General features: G+C 69.5%; 11 protein-coding genes, 1 tRNA gene and 1 pseudogene. 6 read left to right on the top strand and 7 right to left on the bottom strand.

Going from position 1 to position 13,382, the window contains the following annotated elements:
- Window positions 1–7 precede the first annotated feature (7 nt).
- Window positions 8–823 carry an immunity 49 family protein gene (locus tag ACIRO3_RS14745; RefSeq protein WP_404136406.1) on the top strand — a complete coding sequence of 272 codons (816 nt, stop codon included), beginning with the start codon at window positions 8–10 and terminating at the stop codon, window positions 821–823.
- Window positions 824–879: 56 nt separating this feature from the next.
- On the opposite strand, the gene ACIRO3_RS14740 is transcribed toward ACIRO3_RS14745, so the two are convergent.
- The 3 genes from ACIRO3_RS14740 to ACIRO3_RS14730 all read right to left on the bottom strand — a co-directional run bounded on the left by ACIRO3_RS14740 (window position 880) and on the right by ACIRO3_RS14730 (window position 3,086).
- Window positions 880–1,650 (bottom strand): DUF4232 domain-containing protein, encoded by a 771-nt coding sequence (locus ACIRO3_RS14740; protein ID WP_404136403.1) that lies wholly within the window; start codon window positions 1,648–1,650, stop codon window positions 880–882.
- 146 nt (window positions 1,651–1,796) lie between these two features.
- The gene (locus ACIRO3_RS14735) at window positions 1,797–2,411 is read right to left on the bottom strand and encodes a TetR/AcrR family transcriptional regulator (RefSeq protein ID WP_404136400.1); all 615 of its coding nucleotides are present in this window, start codon (window positions 2,409–2,411) and stop codon (window positions 1,797–1,799) included.
- A gap of 420 nt (window positions 2,412–2,831) precedes the next feature.
- On the bottom strand, window positions 2,832–3,086 hold the full coding sequence (locus ACIRO3_RS14730) for a hypothetical protein (protein WP_404136397.1): 255 nt from the start codon (window positions 3,084–3,086) through the stop codon (window positions 2,832–2,834).
- Between the two features lie 560 nt (window positions 3,087–3,646).
- Here ACIRO3_RS14730 and ACIRO3_RS14725 point away from each other — a divergent pair.
- Both ACIRO3_RS14725 and ACIRO3_RS14720 read left to right on the top strand, forming a co-directional pair.
- Window positions 3,647–3,976, top strand: coding sequence for a hypothetical protein (locus ACIRO3_RS14725; RefSeq protein ID WP_404136395.1), 330 nt, complete (start codon window positions 3,647–3,649; stop codon window positions 3,974–3,976).
- 812 nt (window positions 3,977–4,788) lie between these two features.
- Entirely contained in the window at window positions 4,789–5,805 is a 1,017-nt protein-coding gene (locus tag ACIRO3_RS14720) for a hypothetical protein (RefSeq protein WP_404136391.1), read from the top strand.
- Between the two features lie 134 nt (window positions 5,806–5,939).
- Here ACIRO3_RS14720 and ACIRO3_RS14715 read toward each other — a convergent pair.
- Window positions 5,940–6,010: transfer RNA gene (locus ACIRO3_RS14715), tRNA-Gly, on the bottom strand.
- A 464-nt stretch (window positions 6,011–6,474) separates the two neighbouring features.
- On the opposite strand from ACIRO3_RS14715, the gene dcd reads away from it, so the two are divergent.
- The 3 genes from dcd (at window position 6,475) to ACIRO3_RS14700 (ending at window position 8,350) form a co-directional block, all read left to right on the top strand.
- On the top strand, window positions 6,475–7,062 hold the full coding sequence (gene dcd / locus ACIRO3_RS14710) for a dCTP deaminase (RefSeq protein WP_361770345.1): 588 nt from the start codon (window positions 6,475–6,477) through the stop codon (window positions 7,060–7,062).
- Window positions 7,059–7,556 (top strand): phosphoribosyltransferase, encoded by a 498-nt coding sequence (locus tag ACIRO3_RS14705; RefSeq protein WP_053675422.1) that lies wholly within the window; start codon window positions 7,059–7,061, stop codon window positions 7,554–7,556. Before dcd ends, ACIRO3_RS14705 begins: the two co-directional genes overlap by 4 nt.
- Before the next feature lie 188 nt (window positions 7,557–7,744).
- The gene (locus ACIRO3_RS14700; protein WP_404136387.1) at window positions 7,745–8,350 is read left to right on the top strand and encodes a hypothetical protein; all 606 of its coding nucleotides are present in this window, start codon (window positions 7,745–7,747) and stop codon (window positions 8,348–8,350) included.
- 187 nt (window positions 8,351–8,537) lie between these two features.
- Here the strand turns inward: ACIRO3_RS14700 and ACIRO3_RS14695 are convergent, their stop codons facing one another.
- The 3 genes and pseudogenes from ACIRO3_RS14695 to ACIRO3_RS14685 all read right to left on the bottom strand — a co-directional run bounded on the left by ACIRO3_RS14695 (window position 8,538) and on the right by ACIRO3_RS14685 (window position 13,150).
- Window positions 8,538–9,530: a Yip1 family protein gene (locus ACIRO3_RS14695; protein ID WP_404136385.1), complete on the bottom strand. Its 993-nt coding sequence runs from the start codon at window positions 9,528–9,530 to the stop codon at window positions 8,538–8,540.
- 687 nt (window positions 9,531–10,217) lie between these two features.
- Window positions 10,218–12,440 (bottom strand): annotated as a pseudogene (locus tag ACIRO3_RS14690) (heterodisulfide reductase-related iron-sulfur binding cluster); the annotation flags it as partial.
- A gap of 110 nt (window positions 12,441–12,550) precedes the next feature.
- Window positions 12,551–13,150 carry a sugar transferase gene (locus ACIRO3_RS14685; RefSeq protein ID WP_404136382.1) on the bottom strand — a complete coding sequence of 200 codons (600 nt, stop codon included), beginning with the start codon at window positions 13,148–13,150 and terminating at the stop codon, window positions 12,551–12,553.
- Between the last annotated feature and the right edge of the window lie 232 nt (window positions 13,151–13,382).

Genomic DNA, 13,382 nt, shown 5'->3' with positions numbered 1-13,382 from the left:
GGAGCGAATGACAAGCTCGGTGATCAAGCGGATCGAATCCCTAGAGAAATCACCGCGGATGATCGACGCGGTGTGGGATTCCGTTCGGCTCGCCGTGGGTGCACGCGCGGCGGTGGATCCGGTCGGTGGGGCCATCGACACCTGGGAAGCGGTGGTCAATGCCGCGCAGGTGGGTTCCGCGCTGTTCCGGATCACCGGAGCAACCGAGGGAACCGAGGGAACCGAGGGAACCGTCGAGTGTCGAATTCACCATGGGATCCGGCGACTTCCGGCCATGGGCCCCAAGAAGTTCGCCAGTGCGCCGAACTGGCTGGACGCCTTCTTCTTCGCGGTCATCTGCCGTGACCAGGAACGCATGACCGAGCTGTGCGCGGTCCCTGTGGACAGGCTCCGCGCGTCCGGGGCCATGCACGACGAGTACCTGTACCACTGGGTCGGGGCCCTCCAGGCGTACTGGACGCACCGGCAGGCGGAGATGGTGGAGGAGCTGACCGCGGCCTTTCGGCTGTCCCATCCCGACGCGGTCCGGATCGCGCCCCGGGAGTGGCTCCAGCAGGTCTCGTATCCGCCGATCAATCTCTTCTACCGGTTCGTCAAGCGCGACCACGACGGTTTCAACAAGGCTCTGGTCGAGGCGCTCGAAGCACACAAGACGTACTGGAGCCAGGAGGACCGGGACTTCGACGTTCGCGGCCTGTGGGCGATCGGCCCTCTGGCCATGGCGTGCTTCGCCTTCGACGGTGACTTTCCCATCGACGTGGTCTCTGACTACCTGCCGATCCAGCTCCTGAACCGGAGCTGGGTCGGCGAGTTCGACACGTAGGCCGCCGGCCGCCGGCATCGGTTGGCGTCGGCCGGTCATCGGCCGTAGTGGGTGCGTCAGAGCGTCTTGAGTGAGTCGCCCGCGTTGGTGCGGTACAGGCCCACCTTCGGCTTGACGACGCTACCCGGCTTGGCGAGCGGGAGGCTGACGCCGTCCGCGTTCGGCATGTGCGAGCCGTCGGCCAGGATGTTGATCTCGTCGGCCACGGGGCCGTTGCCGCCCGAGGGGTTGAGGTTCACGGCGGCGTACGCGGTGGCGCCGGCTCGCACCGGGTACGCGGGCGCGCCGCCCAGGCCCTCGGGGGCGGTGGCCTGGATGCCGAGCGCCGCGCCCTTGGCGCTGAAGCCGACGGCGGGGTGGTAGTCCAGGCCGCACGCGGTGGAACCGTTGTTGGTCACCGTGATCACGCGGACGCCGGCGGGCGCGCCCTGCGGGGAGGTGACCTTGACGGTCAGGTTCCTCGCGGAGCACGGGTGGCGGTAGGCGTAGGAGTCGTCGGCGGCGTCGTCCGAACCGGCATTCGCCGGGGTGACGGGCGTACCCGGGGTTCCCGTGCCACCCGTACCGGCTCCGGCGGCCGTCTTGCCGTTCGTCGCGGCGGGCGAGGCGACCGCGGACGCGACCGCGGACGCGGAGGAGACGGGCTTGGCATCCGGGCCGGGCGTCGCGGTCGATCCGCCCGCGGTCGATCCGCCCGCGGTGGCCGAGCCGCCGCCGCAGGCGGTCAGGGCCAGGGCGAGACCGGCGGTGGCGGCGGCCAGGGCGGTGGTGCGGGTCCGGTGGGTGGTCCGGGGCGGGTGGATGGCGCGGGTCCGGTTGATACGCATGTGAAGTGCCCCCGTGTGGTGCGGTCGGCGCGGGAGGTCTCCCGCGTGATCACCACTGTGCCCGGGAGCGACCGGCGTCGTGGCCATGCCCCGCCGGCGCTCCACCGACGTACCGGAACGGGTGCGTGCCGAAGGAACGGCGGAGGCTACCCGCCCGCAGGCGGCGTGAAGATCCGGTCCAGGTGGTGGCGCAGTACCTCGATGGACGACTCGGGAGTCCGCTGCCCCACGAGGATGCTGGTCCCCAGGGTGCCCGCCATGGCGAGCAGACTGATCGCCTCCGTGCGCGCGTCCACGTCCGGGTCGGCCAGACCGGCTTCCCGGGCCCCGTCGATCAGCCCGGTCACGGCGTCCTCCGCGGCGTCGGGGTTGTCGATGAACGGCTGGGCGGCCAAAGCCTCGTCGGTCACGGACAGGATCGCGTACGAGCTGTAGAGCAGGTGGAAGGTGCGGCTCTCCTCGTCGGTGGGGAGCGATGCCAGGAGGAGCGCCTCGACGGTCGCGCGTGGTCCCGGGGCCGGGCCCGCGGCGGCGAGCCGGGCGCCGACGCGCGCCGTGAAGCGGTCGGTCAGGTGCTGGAGTCCGTAGAGGAGAAGTTTCTCCTTGGTCTCGAAGTAGTACTGCACCAGGCGCAGGGACACGCCGGCCTCGGCTGCGACGTCGCGCATCCCGACCGCGTGCAGTCCGCGCCGTCCGGCGACCCGGACGAGCGCCTCGGCGATCTGCGACCGCCGTTCCTCGTGGTCCACGCGCTTCGGCATGTTGGGGTGTCTCCGCCCGGTCGGGGATGGGGCCCGGTCGGCGGTGGGCCCGCGGCCGGTGCGGTTGATGGTACTGCCGTACCAACATAACGGTACGCCCGCCGAGCCACCTGACCGTGGGCAAGCACCGGGGAAGCGCCGGGGAAGCACCGGGGACCCTGCCCAGCTGTGCCTGCGGGCGCCGCCCCCACCCCACAGACCGCGGCCCGCCCGACGCCCGACACCCGACGCCCGACGGCCACTGTCACAGCCGCGCGGTCGGGGACGACCGGGCCGGCGGGGCTGCGCCGACACACACACCCGCACAGCCCCACCGGCTGTCGCGCAGCCCGGCCAACCGCCGCGCAGCTCCACCGACCGCCGCGCAGCCCCACCGACCGCCGCGCAGCTCCGCCGATCGCCGCCCGGCCGCGCGACTCCTCACCGCAGGACGTTCGTCAACAAACGCTCGCCAACGGACTTTCGTCGTCGGATGGTTGTAGTGCGCCGCACGCTCTCCACGTCGTTCGCGACGTCCAGCGCGCCGTCCTTGACCCGCACGGCCTGCGCGGCGGTCAGCGCGCGGACAGGTCCGTGGTCGTCGAGCCCGACCTGTGGGTCGGACTCGGCATCCACGCCCCGCTCTTGATCGGCGCAATGATCAACGCCACGGCGATCTCGGCCCTGCTGCACCATGTGGCCCGGGGACGCGAAGCCAGGAGTGCGCGGATCCAGCCGCACGGCCACAAGGACTTGCCTCCAAGGACGGGTGCTTCCTCCCCCCTGCCCACTGTGACGGGCACGCGACCGCTGTCTGATGTCATCCAGCGCGGTTCGCGCTGCTGGGATGAAACCGTCAACCAGCAAGAGGACAGGGCAAAATGATCGAACGAGTTCGAGGCGTCCTCATCATCGCGGACCTTGCTGACCGTGGCGGGGCTCGACAGCATCGACCTCAAGTCGGAGAAGATTGCCCACGTCCTGTGGGGCGTTCCAAGTGCCGGCATGCTCGGGACTTTGGTGTAGGGCGGGTCCAGGGACCCGACGAGGTGTGTGAGACTCCCCTTCTGACAAACCGGGGTGGGGGCTTTTCCTTGCGGGCACACATGAGACCGTCGATGACGTCCAGGACGTCCAGGACGTCCGGGACTGCCACGAGGTCCCTGGCCTGCGCGATCCTGCTTGCAGTCGCTCCGTTGGCCGGCTGCACGGCCGACGGCTCCGGGTCTCAGGCGCAGGACGTCGATCGGAGCACCGTGGACCGCGAGCTGCAGGCGGCGATCCGCAAGGCCGGCCTCGACCCGGCGAAGGGCAAGACCACCGGCCCGTCTAACGGCACCCCGAACCCGAGCTTCGCCGGTTGGGCCGCGGTTCTCGCCACCCCCGACGCGGACCGGGCCCTGCCGAAGATCGCGGCAGAGCTGGAGCGTCTGGGCTGGCACCCGGACCCCGACGGCTCGCATCCCCTCAGCTACGAGAAGTCGGACTGGTTCCTGGTGGGGCGCAGTGTGGCGGAGGCCGACGCGGTCACCCTCGCTCCCGGCGAGAGCCTCCTGACCCTGGCGGCGACAGACTTCGACGGCTAGTCGAACGACCAGCCTCCTCCTCCTCCTTGGTGAAGGGGCAGCCGTCACGGTGGGACCAGAGGTTGGTGTCGCGTTTCCGCGGTGGTGGACGGAGCGCAGTAGTTCCCACAAGGGGCGGGAGCCGCCGGCCTTCAGGGCGAGGAGGTGGCGGTCGACGAGGTGGAGATGCTGGGACTTGCGGAAGTCGGCGGCGGGCTTCGAGAAGCGGCCGTTGCCAGCGTGACCAGGACGTCGCCGTTGTGTACCTGGCGGCCGGCGCTGTTGGGGACGTATAGGTCCGTTGCGCCGCCTGCAGATCCGCCGATTCAGGGCACAGTAAAGACTGAGAGGTACAGGCAACACACAAGCCGCAGGTCGCTGACCTGGAGCTTCGTTCAAGAGCGGATGACGGGAATCGAACCCGCGCTACAAGCTTGGGAATCTATGGCGCGGAAATTGTTCGTACGGGGTCTGACCTGTGTAAATCATCCCTGCCGAGCGTCTTCCGGAGCCTCTGCCCGCTCCGGGTCTGACCGCTGTTGACCGCTCCTGAGTGCACAGTTGGGGCACGCTCCCATCCTTGGCCGGCCTCGGCCTCCACCAGAAGCTGTGCGGGTCCCCTGTCGTCAAGTGAGGCCCACCAAAAGGTGCGCTGGCGAGGGTGCGGCGGCGGTCGAGTCCGTGGATGTCCGTGCCAGTGCCTGTCATCCGTGGTCGGTCGTCATCCGCACTGTCAACTGCCCGTCATTACCCCTGAGGTAATCGTTTCCTCTGACGCTCTCGAAGAACCTTGATCCATCGAAGCGATCAAGCGATCACGAACGGGGAACCACATGGATATGCGGCGGTGCACGCGCATCGGAGTGTTCGCGGCGGCCACTCTCCTCGCAGGCCTCACCGTCGGTGCCGCGCCGGCCACCGCCACCGCCGAGGGCGGCGAGTGCGCCGAGGTCCGCGAGAAGGTAGACCGGCTCGAAGGGCGGATCACCCCGAACGCCTGCGCCTTCATGAAGCGGCAGATCGTCTTCGGCGAGGCCCCCAGCCTCCAGACCTACCTGGACATCTTCGACGAGGAGGCCAGCCTCTGGGAAGCCGGCGGCAAGCCCCAGCGCGGCCACGAAGTGATCGGAGCCTCGATCAGCAACTCACTCCGCCTCGTGCCGGACCTCCGCTACCGCGGCACGAACGTGGTTGCCGACGGCGCCGTGATGATGTTCGGCCAGCAGAACACGGTCACCCTCAAGGGCCACAAGGTCAGCTACCCGCAAATCGCCCGCAACGTCCTCGGCGATGACGGCAAGACCATCCAGGCGCGCCGCTACTACGACCGCTACGAGCTGTTCCAGGTCTTGCCCGAGTCTCAGCGACCCCGCCCCCTCTTCGCTGGCATCGCCGACCCGGCCGGCCCCGGCCCGCGCGGAGCGGCCCCCGACCGGTTCCACGCCCAGGAAATCCCCGCCCGCCTCGCCGCCTGGAACAGCGGGGACGCTGCCGCGCTGGCCGCCCGTACCGGCAACGCCAAGCTGGCCGGGCCCGGCCTGGACCGGTCGCTGACCACCCAGGAGGGCAAGACCGCCTACCTGCAGCGGCTGTTCGAGAACGCCGACGTCGAGTTCAAGGCGGGCCAGGTCGCCTTCGGCCGCACCACCACGTACATCGAGTGGCATGGCACGATGACTGACCCCAACGGCACCGACCCCGAGGGCACCGACCCCAAGGGCACCGACATCCCCTTCGGGATCGTCGAGCGCATTGGCCCGAAGGGCGAGTGGGAGCTCTACTTCGACACCCTGCCGGTGATCGCGGACGAGAACGAGATCCGCGGCCTGTTCAAGGCGCTCGCGAGCTAGGTGCGGTCGTGCACCGGCCGCTCCCTGAGCCGGCCTTCGGCCCGCCGGAACAACTGCGGTTCAGTGTGAGCGAAGGACGCCGGTGGCGAGACAACGAAGAAGGCCCAGGTCGCTGACCTGGGCCTTCTGGCAAGAGCGGATGACGGGAATCGAACCCGCGCTATAAGCTTGGGAAGCTCATGTTCTACCATTAAACTACATCCGCACGGCGGTCCAATTGCGTGGAGCCGTATCGTTGCACACTCTACCCCATGATCGACCCTCGGTGAATTTGCCGCGGGGTCGTCGTTGTGTGAGGGGTGCAGCGAGACGCGTACGAGGGGGAGTTGGGGCGTACCGTAGGGGTTCGGAGCGGCGGCTGGAGTGGGTCCCGGTCATCCCTTAATGTGGCGATTCGTCGCAGTACGGCTGGTTGGGGAAAGGGACTCGATGGAGCACACCGTCGTCCGTTGTGCCGAAGGGCATGTATTCAGCACCGCCTCGTTTCCGCTGCAGCACCTCGGTGCCGGTCGGATCGGGCCGGGGCGGTTGCTGCGGTGCCCGCGGTGCGCTCGGCTGAGGCATGCCGTGCCCGTCGGTGGCGCGAAGCGTTAGTCGCGGGGCGTCGGCAGGCGCGCGGGGGCCGCTCTCGATTGGGGGTGGCCCGTGCGCTCTGCGTATCCTCGGGGCGTGCTTCTCTCTGACAAAGACATCCGGGCCGAGATCGACAGCGGACGGGTTCGCATCGACCCGTTCGACGAGTCGATGGTGCAGCCCTCCAGCATCGATGTACGTCTCGACCGGTTCTTCCGGGTCTTCGAGAACCACCGGTACGCGCACATCGACCCCGCCACCGAGCAGTCGGACCTGACCCGGCTGGTGGAGCCGGACGGGGACGAGGCGTTCATCCTCCACCCGGGCGAGTTCGTGCTCGCCTCCACGTACGAGGTCATCTCGCTGCCCGACGACATCGCCTCCCGGCTGGAGGGGAAGTCCAGTCTGGGGCGCCTCGGTCTGGTGACGCATTCGACGGCCGGGTTCATCGACCCCGGGTTCTCCGGTCACGTGACCCTGGAGCTGTCGAACCTCGCGACGCTGCCGATCAAGCTGTGGCCGGGCATGAAGATCGGGCAGCTGTGCCTGTTCCGGCTCAGCTCGCCCGCGGAGTTCCCGTACGGGAGCGAGCGGTACGGATCCCGTTACCAGGGGCAGCGCGGCCCGACGGCCTCGCGTTCCTTCCAGAACTTCCACCGCACCCAGGTGAGGCACGAGGCATGAGCGACGTACGCGAGAACCTGAACTACGAGGGTTTCGGTCGCGCCGTGCGCGAGCTGGCGCAGACCATCGCCGACGACGGCTACGAGCCCGACATCATCCTGAGCATCGCCCGCGGCGGCGTGTTCGTGGCCGGCGGTCTGGCCTACGCGCTCGACTGCAAGAACATCCACCTCGTGAACGTGGAGTTCTACACGGGCGTGGGCACCACCCTGGAGATGCCGGTGATGCTCGCGCCGGTGCCCGAGGCGATCGACTTCACGAACAAGAAGGTCCTCATCGCCGATGACGTGGCCGACACCGGGAAGACGCTCAAGCTCGTCCACGACTTCTGCCTCGGCCACGTCGCCGAGGTGCGCTCCGCGGTCATCTACGAGAAGTCGCACTCGCTCGTGAAGTGCGAGTACGTGTGGAAGAAGACCGACGAGTGGATCAATTTCCCCTGGTCGGTCGAGCCGCCCGTGGTGAAGCGCGAGGGCCAGGTCCTCGACGCCTGACAGACAGATGGCGTCGTGAGGTGACACGGCAGTGTGGTCGCGGGGCCGGGCGGACAGCGCCCGGCCCCGCCGACGTGTCGTCCCGCTGACGTGTCGCCCTGTCGTCCTGTCGTCATGTCGCCCCGTCGCCGTGTCGTTCCGAGGTCCGTCCTCCCCGTCCTCCCCGTCCGACAGTCCCTGGGAGAGTCATGCACACCACCACCGCCCCCTTCACGCTGCGGGCGTGGAAGGAGGGCGAGGGGTACGAGCGCCGCACGGGCTGGCACGGCACCTCGACCGAGTTCGGCGAGATCACGGTGCTCCACCCGAAGACGGCCTTCGCCGACACCCTCACGAGCGAGGTGCGCGGCGGCCGGATACCCTCCGCGCGATTCTCCGCGAGCGGGCTCCACGCTCAGGTCATGACCCGACCGAGCCTGAACGGCGCGCGGCTGACCGTCGCCGACGCCACGGTCTCCATGACGAGGAACCGGTGGGCGTGGACGCGCCGCGGCCGCTCGCTGCGCCTGCGGTGCATGGGGGACTCGTACCGGCTGACCGCGGTCAGCCGCAGGGAGTACACGCTGACCAGGGAACGGGACTCCGAGGACCCGGGCGCCACCGTCCGCGTCCGGCAGTCCGGCCTGGGCAAGGGCAGGCGGCTGACGATCAGCGTCACGGGCCGGGCCCTCGGTACCGACATCACGCTCGCGGCGCTCTTCGGCGCGGTCGACCGCGCCGTCCTCACCCGGCGCGGCGCCGTACGGGCCGGGCTGGCGCGGGCCTTCGGCTTCTACGGGGAGAGCGCGCACTGACCGCGACCGCGAGCGCCATTCACGGGCGGCGCCGCGTCCACCGGCGTCGACCTCGTCCACCCGCGCCGCTGTCACCGCGTACGTGACCGCGTACGCGTACTGACCGTGGGTGTCGGCCGCGTGCGGAGGGGCCCGGCGCGCGGGGTGCGCGCCGGGCCCCTCACTTCGCTCGTACCGGTGTCGGCTGCTAGATCGTGCCCAGCTTGATGATGGACAGCAGGGCGACCAACTGGATCGCGGAGGCGCCCAGCGCCTTCGGCCACGGCAGGTCGTGCGACTTGCTCACCAGTGAGGTGAACAGCGCGCCGGCGGCCAGCCAGGTGACCCAGCCCAGGACCTGGACGACGATGTTGTCGCCGCCGAGGAAGATCGCGAACAGCAGGCGGGGGGCGTCGGTGATGGACATGACCAGCATCGACAGGCCGACGGTCGGCTGCCACGCGCCGTCGCCGCCCAGTTGGCGGGCCAGCGTGTGGGTCACCGCGCCCAGGATCAGGCCGCAGAGCACGAACGCCACGGCGGCGCTGAGCACGATCGGGACGGCGTTGGCCAAGGTGGCCTTGATGACGTCATCGCGGGTGTCGTCGAGGCCGAAGACCGCGAGGAGGCCGTAGATGAAGGTCACGATCAGCGCCGGACCCCAGACGGCGTAGTCGCGCATCTGCAGGAACGTCGGTCCCGGCCGCATCACGATGCCGCGCAGGAGCTCCTTCCAGGGCAAGCGCGGACCGGCCGGGACCGCCGCGCCCGCCTGGTACGTCGCGCCCTGACCGTACGGGTCCTCGCCGATGGAGAAGGCCTGGGTGAAGCCCGGGTTGTTCGCGTACGAGGGCTCGTACGGGGGTTGCTGCTGCCCGTGGTGAGGCTGCTGCTGTTGTCCGTACGGGTCGAAGTACTCGGGCTCGCCGTGGTCCCCGTTCGCGCCCTGCTGCGGCCACCGCTGCTGCGGTGGCGGCCCGCCGGCGGGCGGGTAGGGCTGTCGGCCGTACGGTGCCTGCGGCGGTTGCTGCTGACCGTACGGCTGCTGCCGCGGGGCTTGCGGGGGTTGTTGCGGGGTGCGGTTGTTGTCCCTGCCGCGTCCGATCCTGAATCCAGCCACGTGATCGAAAGTACCTGCTCCCGGCGGGTGATGGTGGTCGGGCCGCCGGAACAAGGGGCCTTTGCGGCTGAGCTGTGACATCCCCTAGGGGAACCCCGGGGGGCTGTCCCCACCCCTGGGGATGGTGGGGTTTACGTGACTGGGGGGCGGCTTGCGGAGGTTCGTTGCGTTCTCTACTGAATGCGCGGATATCGGACCGGCGGTTTCGTGAGGGTCGCCGCCATCGCCATCGCCATGCCTCGCGAACGCCGGAACGGCCGGCCCCCGGTTGGGGGCCGGCCGTTCCTGTGGGTGTGCCTGCGCCTACTTGGCCGCTTCGGGCTTCGCCTCGTCCGCCGTGGGCTCGCCGTCGGCGACGTCCTTCTCGGCGGGCTCCACGTCGCCCTTCACCTCGGCCTCGGGCTCGGGCTTCGCCTCGGGTTCGGGCTCCGGTTCGGCCTTCGCCTCGGCCTCGGCCGCGGCCTCGGGCTCCGGTTCGGGCTTCGCCTCCGCCGCGAGCTCCGCCACGGCCTTGGTGTCGGCCTCCGCCTCGGCAGGCTCCGCCTCGGCCGCGGTAGCCGCAGGCTCCGCCTCGGCCTGGACGGCAGCTTCCGCCTCCGCCTTCGCCTTCGCTTCGGCCTCCGCCGCCTCGGCCTTCGCCTTCGCGTCCGCCTCGGCCTTCGCCGCCTCGGCCTTCGCCTTCCCGTCCGCCTCGGCTTCCGCCTTCGCGGCCGCTTCCGCCTCCTCCGCAGCCAGCGTCTCCGCGGCCAGCGCCTCCGCGGCGAGTTCCTCCGCCGTCGGGCCCGGGGCCTTCACGGACTCCAGGAGCAGCTGTGCCACGTCGACGACCTGGACGGATTCCTTCGCCTGGCCGTCGTTCTTCTTGCCGTTGACCGAGTCGGTCAGCATCACCAGGCAGAACGGGCACGCCGTCGACACGATGTCCGGGTTCAGGGACAGGGCCTCGTCGACACGCTCGTTGTTGATGCGCTTGCCGATCCGCTCCTCCATCCACATCCGCGCGCCACCGGCGCCACAGCAGAAGCCCCGCTCCTTGTGGCGGTGCATCTCCTGCTGCCGCAGCCCCGGAACGGCCGACATGATCTCGCGCGGCGGCGTGTAGACCTTGTTGTGCCGACCCAGGTAGCAGGGGTCGTGGTAGGTGATCAGGCCGTCCACCGGCGTGACCGGTGTCAGCCGGCCCTCGTCGAGCAGGTGCTGGAGCAGCTGCGTGTGGTGGATGACCTCGTACTCGCCGCCGAGCTGCGGGTACTCGTTCGCGATGGTGTTGAAGCAGTGCGGGCAGGTGGAGACGATCCGCTTCGCCGACTTCGGCTTCTTCGTGGACTCGTCCTCGTCGTCCTCGCCGAAGGCCATGTTGAGCATGGCCACGTTCTCCTGGGCGAGCTGCTGGAACAGCGGCTCGTTGCCCAGGCGGCGCGGGGAGTCACCGGTGCACTTCTCGTCGCCGCCCATGATCGCGAACTTGACGCCCGCCATGTTCAGCAGCTCCGCGAAGGCCTTCGTGGTCTTCTTCGCCCGGTCCTCCAGGGCGCCGGCGCAGCCGACCCAGTAGAGGTAGTCGTACTCGGAGAGGTCCTCCGCGTCCTTGCCGATGATCGGGACCTCGAAGTCCACCTCCTTGGTCCACTCGACGCGCTGCTTCTTCGCCAGGCCCCAGGGGTTGCCCTTCTTCTCCAGGTTCTTGAGCATCGTGCCCGCCTCCGACGGGAACGCGCTCTCGATCATCACCTGGTAGCGGCGCATGTCGACGATGTGGTCGATGTGCTCGATGTCGACGGGGCACTGTTCGACGCACGCGCCGCAGGTGGTGCAGGACCACAGCACGTCCGGGTCGATGACGCCGTTCTCCTCGGCGGTGCCGATCAGGGGGCGCTCGGCCTCCGCGATGGCGGCCGCCGGGACGTCCTTGAGCTGCTCCGCCGTCGCCTTCTCGTTGCCCTCCATGTCCTTGCCGCCACCGGCGAGCAGGTACGGGGCCTTGGCGTGCGCGTGATCGCGCAGCGACATGATCAGGAGCTTGGGGGACAGCGGCTTGCCGGTGTTCCAGGCGGGGCACTGCGACTGGCAGCGGCCGCACTCGGTGCAGGTGGAGAAGTCGAGGATGCCCTTCCAGGAGAACTGCTCGACCTGGGAGACGCCGAAGACGTCGTCCTCGCCCGGGTCCTCGAAGTCGATCTCCTTGCCGCCGCTCGTCATCGGCTTGAGCTCGCCGAGCGCGACCGCGCCGTCGGCGTTGCGCTTGAACCAGATGTTCGGGAAGCCGAGGAAGCGGTGCCAGGCCACACCCATGTTGGTGTTGAGCGAGACGACGATCATCCAGATCAGCGAGGTGCCGATCTTGATCATCGCGGTGAAGTAGATGAGCGTCTGCAGCGTGCCGACCGAGAGGCCCTTGAAGGCCAGCACCAGCGGGTACGAGAGGAAGTACGCCGGCTCGTAGTGGTCGACGTGGTGGATCGCGCCCTCGAGGCCGCGCAGCGTCAGGATCGCGAGGCCGATGGTCAGGATGATGTACTCGACGAAGTACGCCTGCCAGGCCTTCGAGCCGGTGAAGCGCGACTTGCGACCCGCCCGCGAGGGAAGGTTGACCAGTCGGATGACCATCAGCACCAGGATGCCGAGGATCGTCATCACGCCGATGAACTCGATGTACAGCTCGAACGGCAGGAAGCCGCCGATGATCGGCAGCGTCCAGTCGGCCTGGAAGAGCTGGCCGTAGGCCTGCGCCAGGGTCGGAGGCAGCGTCAGGAAGCCGATGGCGACGAACCAGTGGGCGAAGCCGACGATGCCCCAGCGGTTCATGCGGCTGTGGCCGAGGAACTCCCTGACCAGGGTGATCGTTCGTGCTTTCGGGTTGTCCGTGCGGCTTCCCGCCGGCACGGGTTGGCCGAGTTTCACGAACCGGTAGATCTGCGCCACGGCTCGGGCGAGCAGCGCGACGCCGACCACGGTCAGGACCAGCGACACGATGATCGCGGCGAGTTGCATGGGAGGGCTCCTCGGGCGGGACTTACTAAGCGGTAACTTATTGAGTCAAGGCTTGAGGTTACCCAGTTCCCGCGCCGCAATGTAGGTGAGCGAGCGGTGATCTGTGTCGCTCAGGCATGCCTCTGTAGGCAGGCGGCCCGAGGTGTCTGCGCGAGGATCGCGAGATCCATCCCCAGCCAATGGCTCTCCACATAGTGCCGGTCCAGCAGGGCCATCTCCTCCCAGGGGAGGTCTGAGCGCGCGCTTACTTGCCACAAACCGGTCATTCCGGGGCGTACGAAGAGTCGTTCGGGCCGATCGGTGCCCGCCCCGGGGCGCGGTCCGACCAGCGACATCTCTCCCCGCAGCACGTTCAGCAGCTGCGGCAGCGCGTCCAGGCCGCAGCGCTCGACCGCCGCGCCCGGCCGGCCGGTGTCCCGCGTGCGCAGCCGCCAGGTCCGGAACTCCCGCCCGCCCCGCCCGAGCGCGGGTTCCCGTACGAGGACGCCGCGCCGGCCCGCGTACAGCAGCCCCGCGGCGGTGAGCAGCGGCAGGGCGAACACCCCGAGCAGGAACGCCGCGCCGACGAGGTCGAGCACCCGCTTGGCGGACAGGTCGGGCCGGGGGCGTGCGGGCGGGTGGGGCGCCGGCGGGGCGGGCGGGTTCGGCTTCGCCAGGGTGGGCAGGCGGAACGTCCGGGGTGGGCGCAGCGGGGGTGGTTGCGGGCGCATGGAGGCACGGTGCCCCACGCCTTCGGCGGTCCCCGGATGCCGCGCGGGGTGGTGGTCGGAGGGTCGCCCGCTCGGCTGTGTGGCGGACGGGGCGGGCGCCGGCGGCGTGTCGCGGCCCTGGTGAGCGTAAGGGCGGGATAAAAGTTGAGCGCCCCCGACTCAGCTCTGTTGACGTCGGCGCGGGCGATGGTGCATGGTTGAGTCTGTTCCACTCAAGTCAGCTGGAGGAATC

This window comes from Streptomyces sp. NPDC102278 (assembly GCF_044766345.1).
Taxonomy (GTDB): domain Bacteria; phylum Actinomycetota; class Actinomycetes; order Streptomycetales; family Streptomycetaceae; genus Streptomyces.
Note: the sequence above shows the minus strand (reverse complement) of the source record. Positions and strands in the feature narration are given on the sequence as shown.

What these genes read in the sequence shown, in the direction of transcription:
- ACIRO3_RS14720 (WP_404136391.1), top strand. Translation starts at nt 4,789, where the DNA reads ATGGATATGCGGCGGTGCACGCGCATCGGAGTGTTCGCGGCGGCCACT.
- ACIRO3_RS14695 (WP_404136385.1), bottom strand. Translation starts at nt 9,530, where the DNA reads ATGTCACAGCTCAGCCGCAAAGGCCCCTTGTTCCGGCGGCCCGACCAC.
- ACIRO3_RS14705 (WP_053675422.1), top strand. Translation starts at nt 7,059, where the DNA reads ATGAGCGACGTACGCGAGAACCTGAACTACGAGGGTTTCGGTCGCGCC.
- ACIRO3_RS14730 (WP_404136397.1), bottom strand. Translation starts at nt 3,086, where the DNA reads ATGGTGCAGCAGGGCCGAGATCGCCGTGGCGTTGATCATTGCGCCGAT.
- ACIRO3_RS14700 (WP_404136387.1), top strand. Translation starts at nt 7,745, where the DNA reads ATGCACACCACCACCGCCCCCTTCACGCTGCGGGCGTGGAAGGAGGGC.
- ACIRO3_RS14735 (WP_404136400.1), bottom strand. Translation starts at nt 2,411, where the DNA reads ATGCCGAAGCGCGTGGACCACGAGGAACGGCGGTCGCAGATCGCCGAG.
- ACIRO3_RS14745 (WP_404136406.1), top strand. Translation starts at nt 8, where the DNA reads ATGACAAGCTCGGTGATCAAGCGGATCGAATCCCTAGAGAAATCACCG.
- ACIRO3_RS14685 (WP_404136382.1), bottom strand. Translation starts at nt 13,150, where the DNA reads ATGCGCCCGCAACCACCCCCGCTGCGCCCACCCCGGACGTTCCGCCTG.
- ACIRO3_RS14740 (WP_404136403.1), bottom strand. Translation starts at nt 1,650, where the DNA reads ATGCGTATCAACCGGACCCGCGCCATCCACCCGCCCCGGACCACCCAC.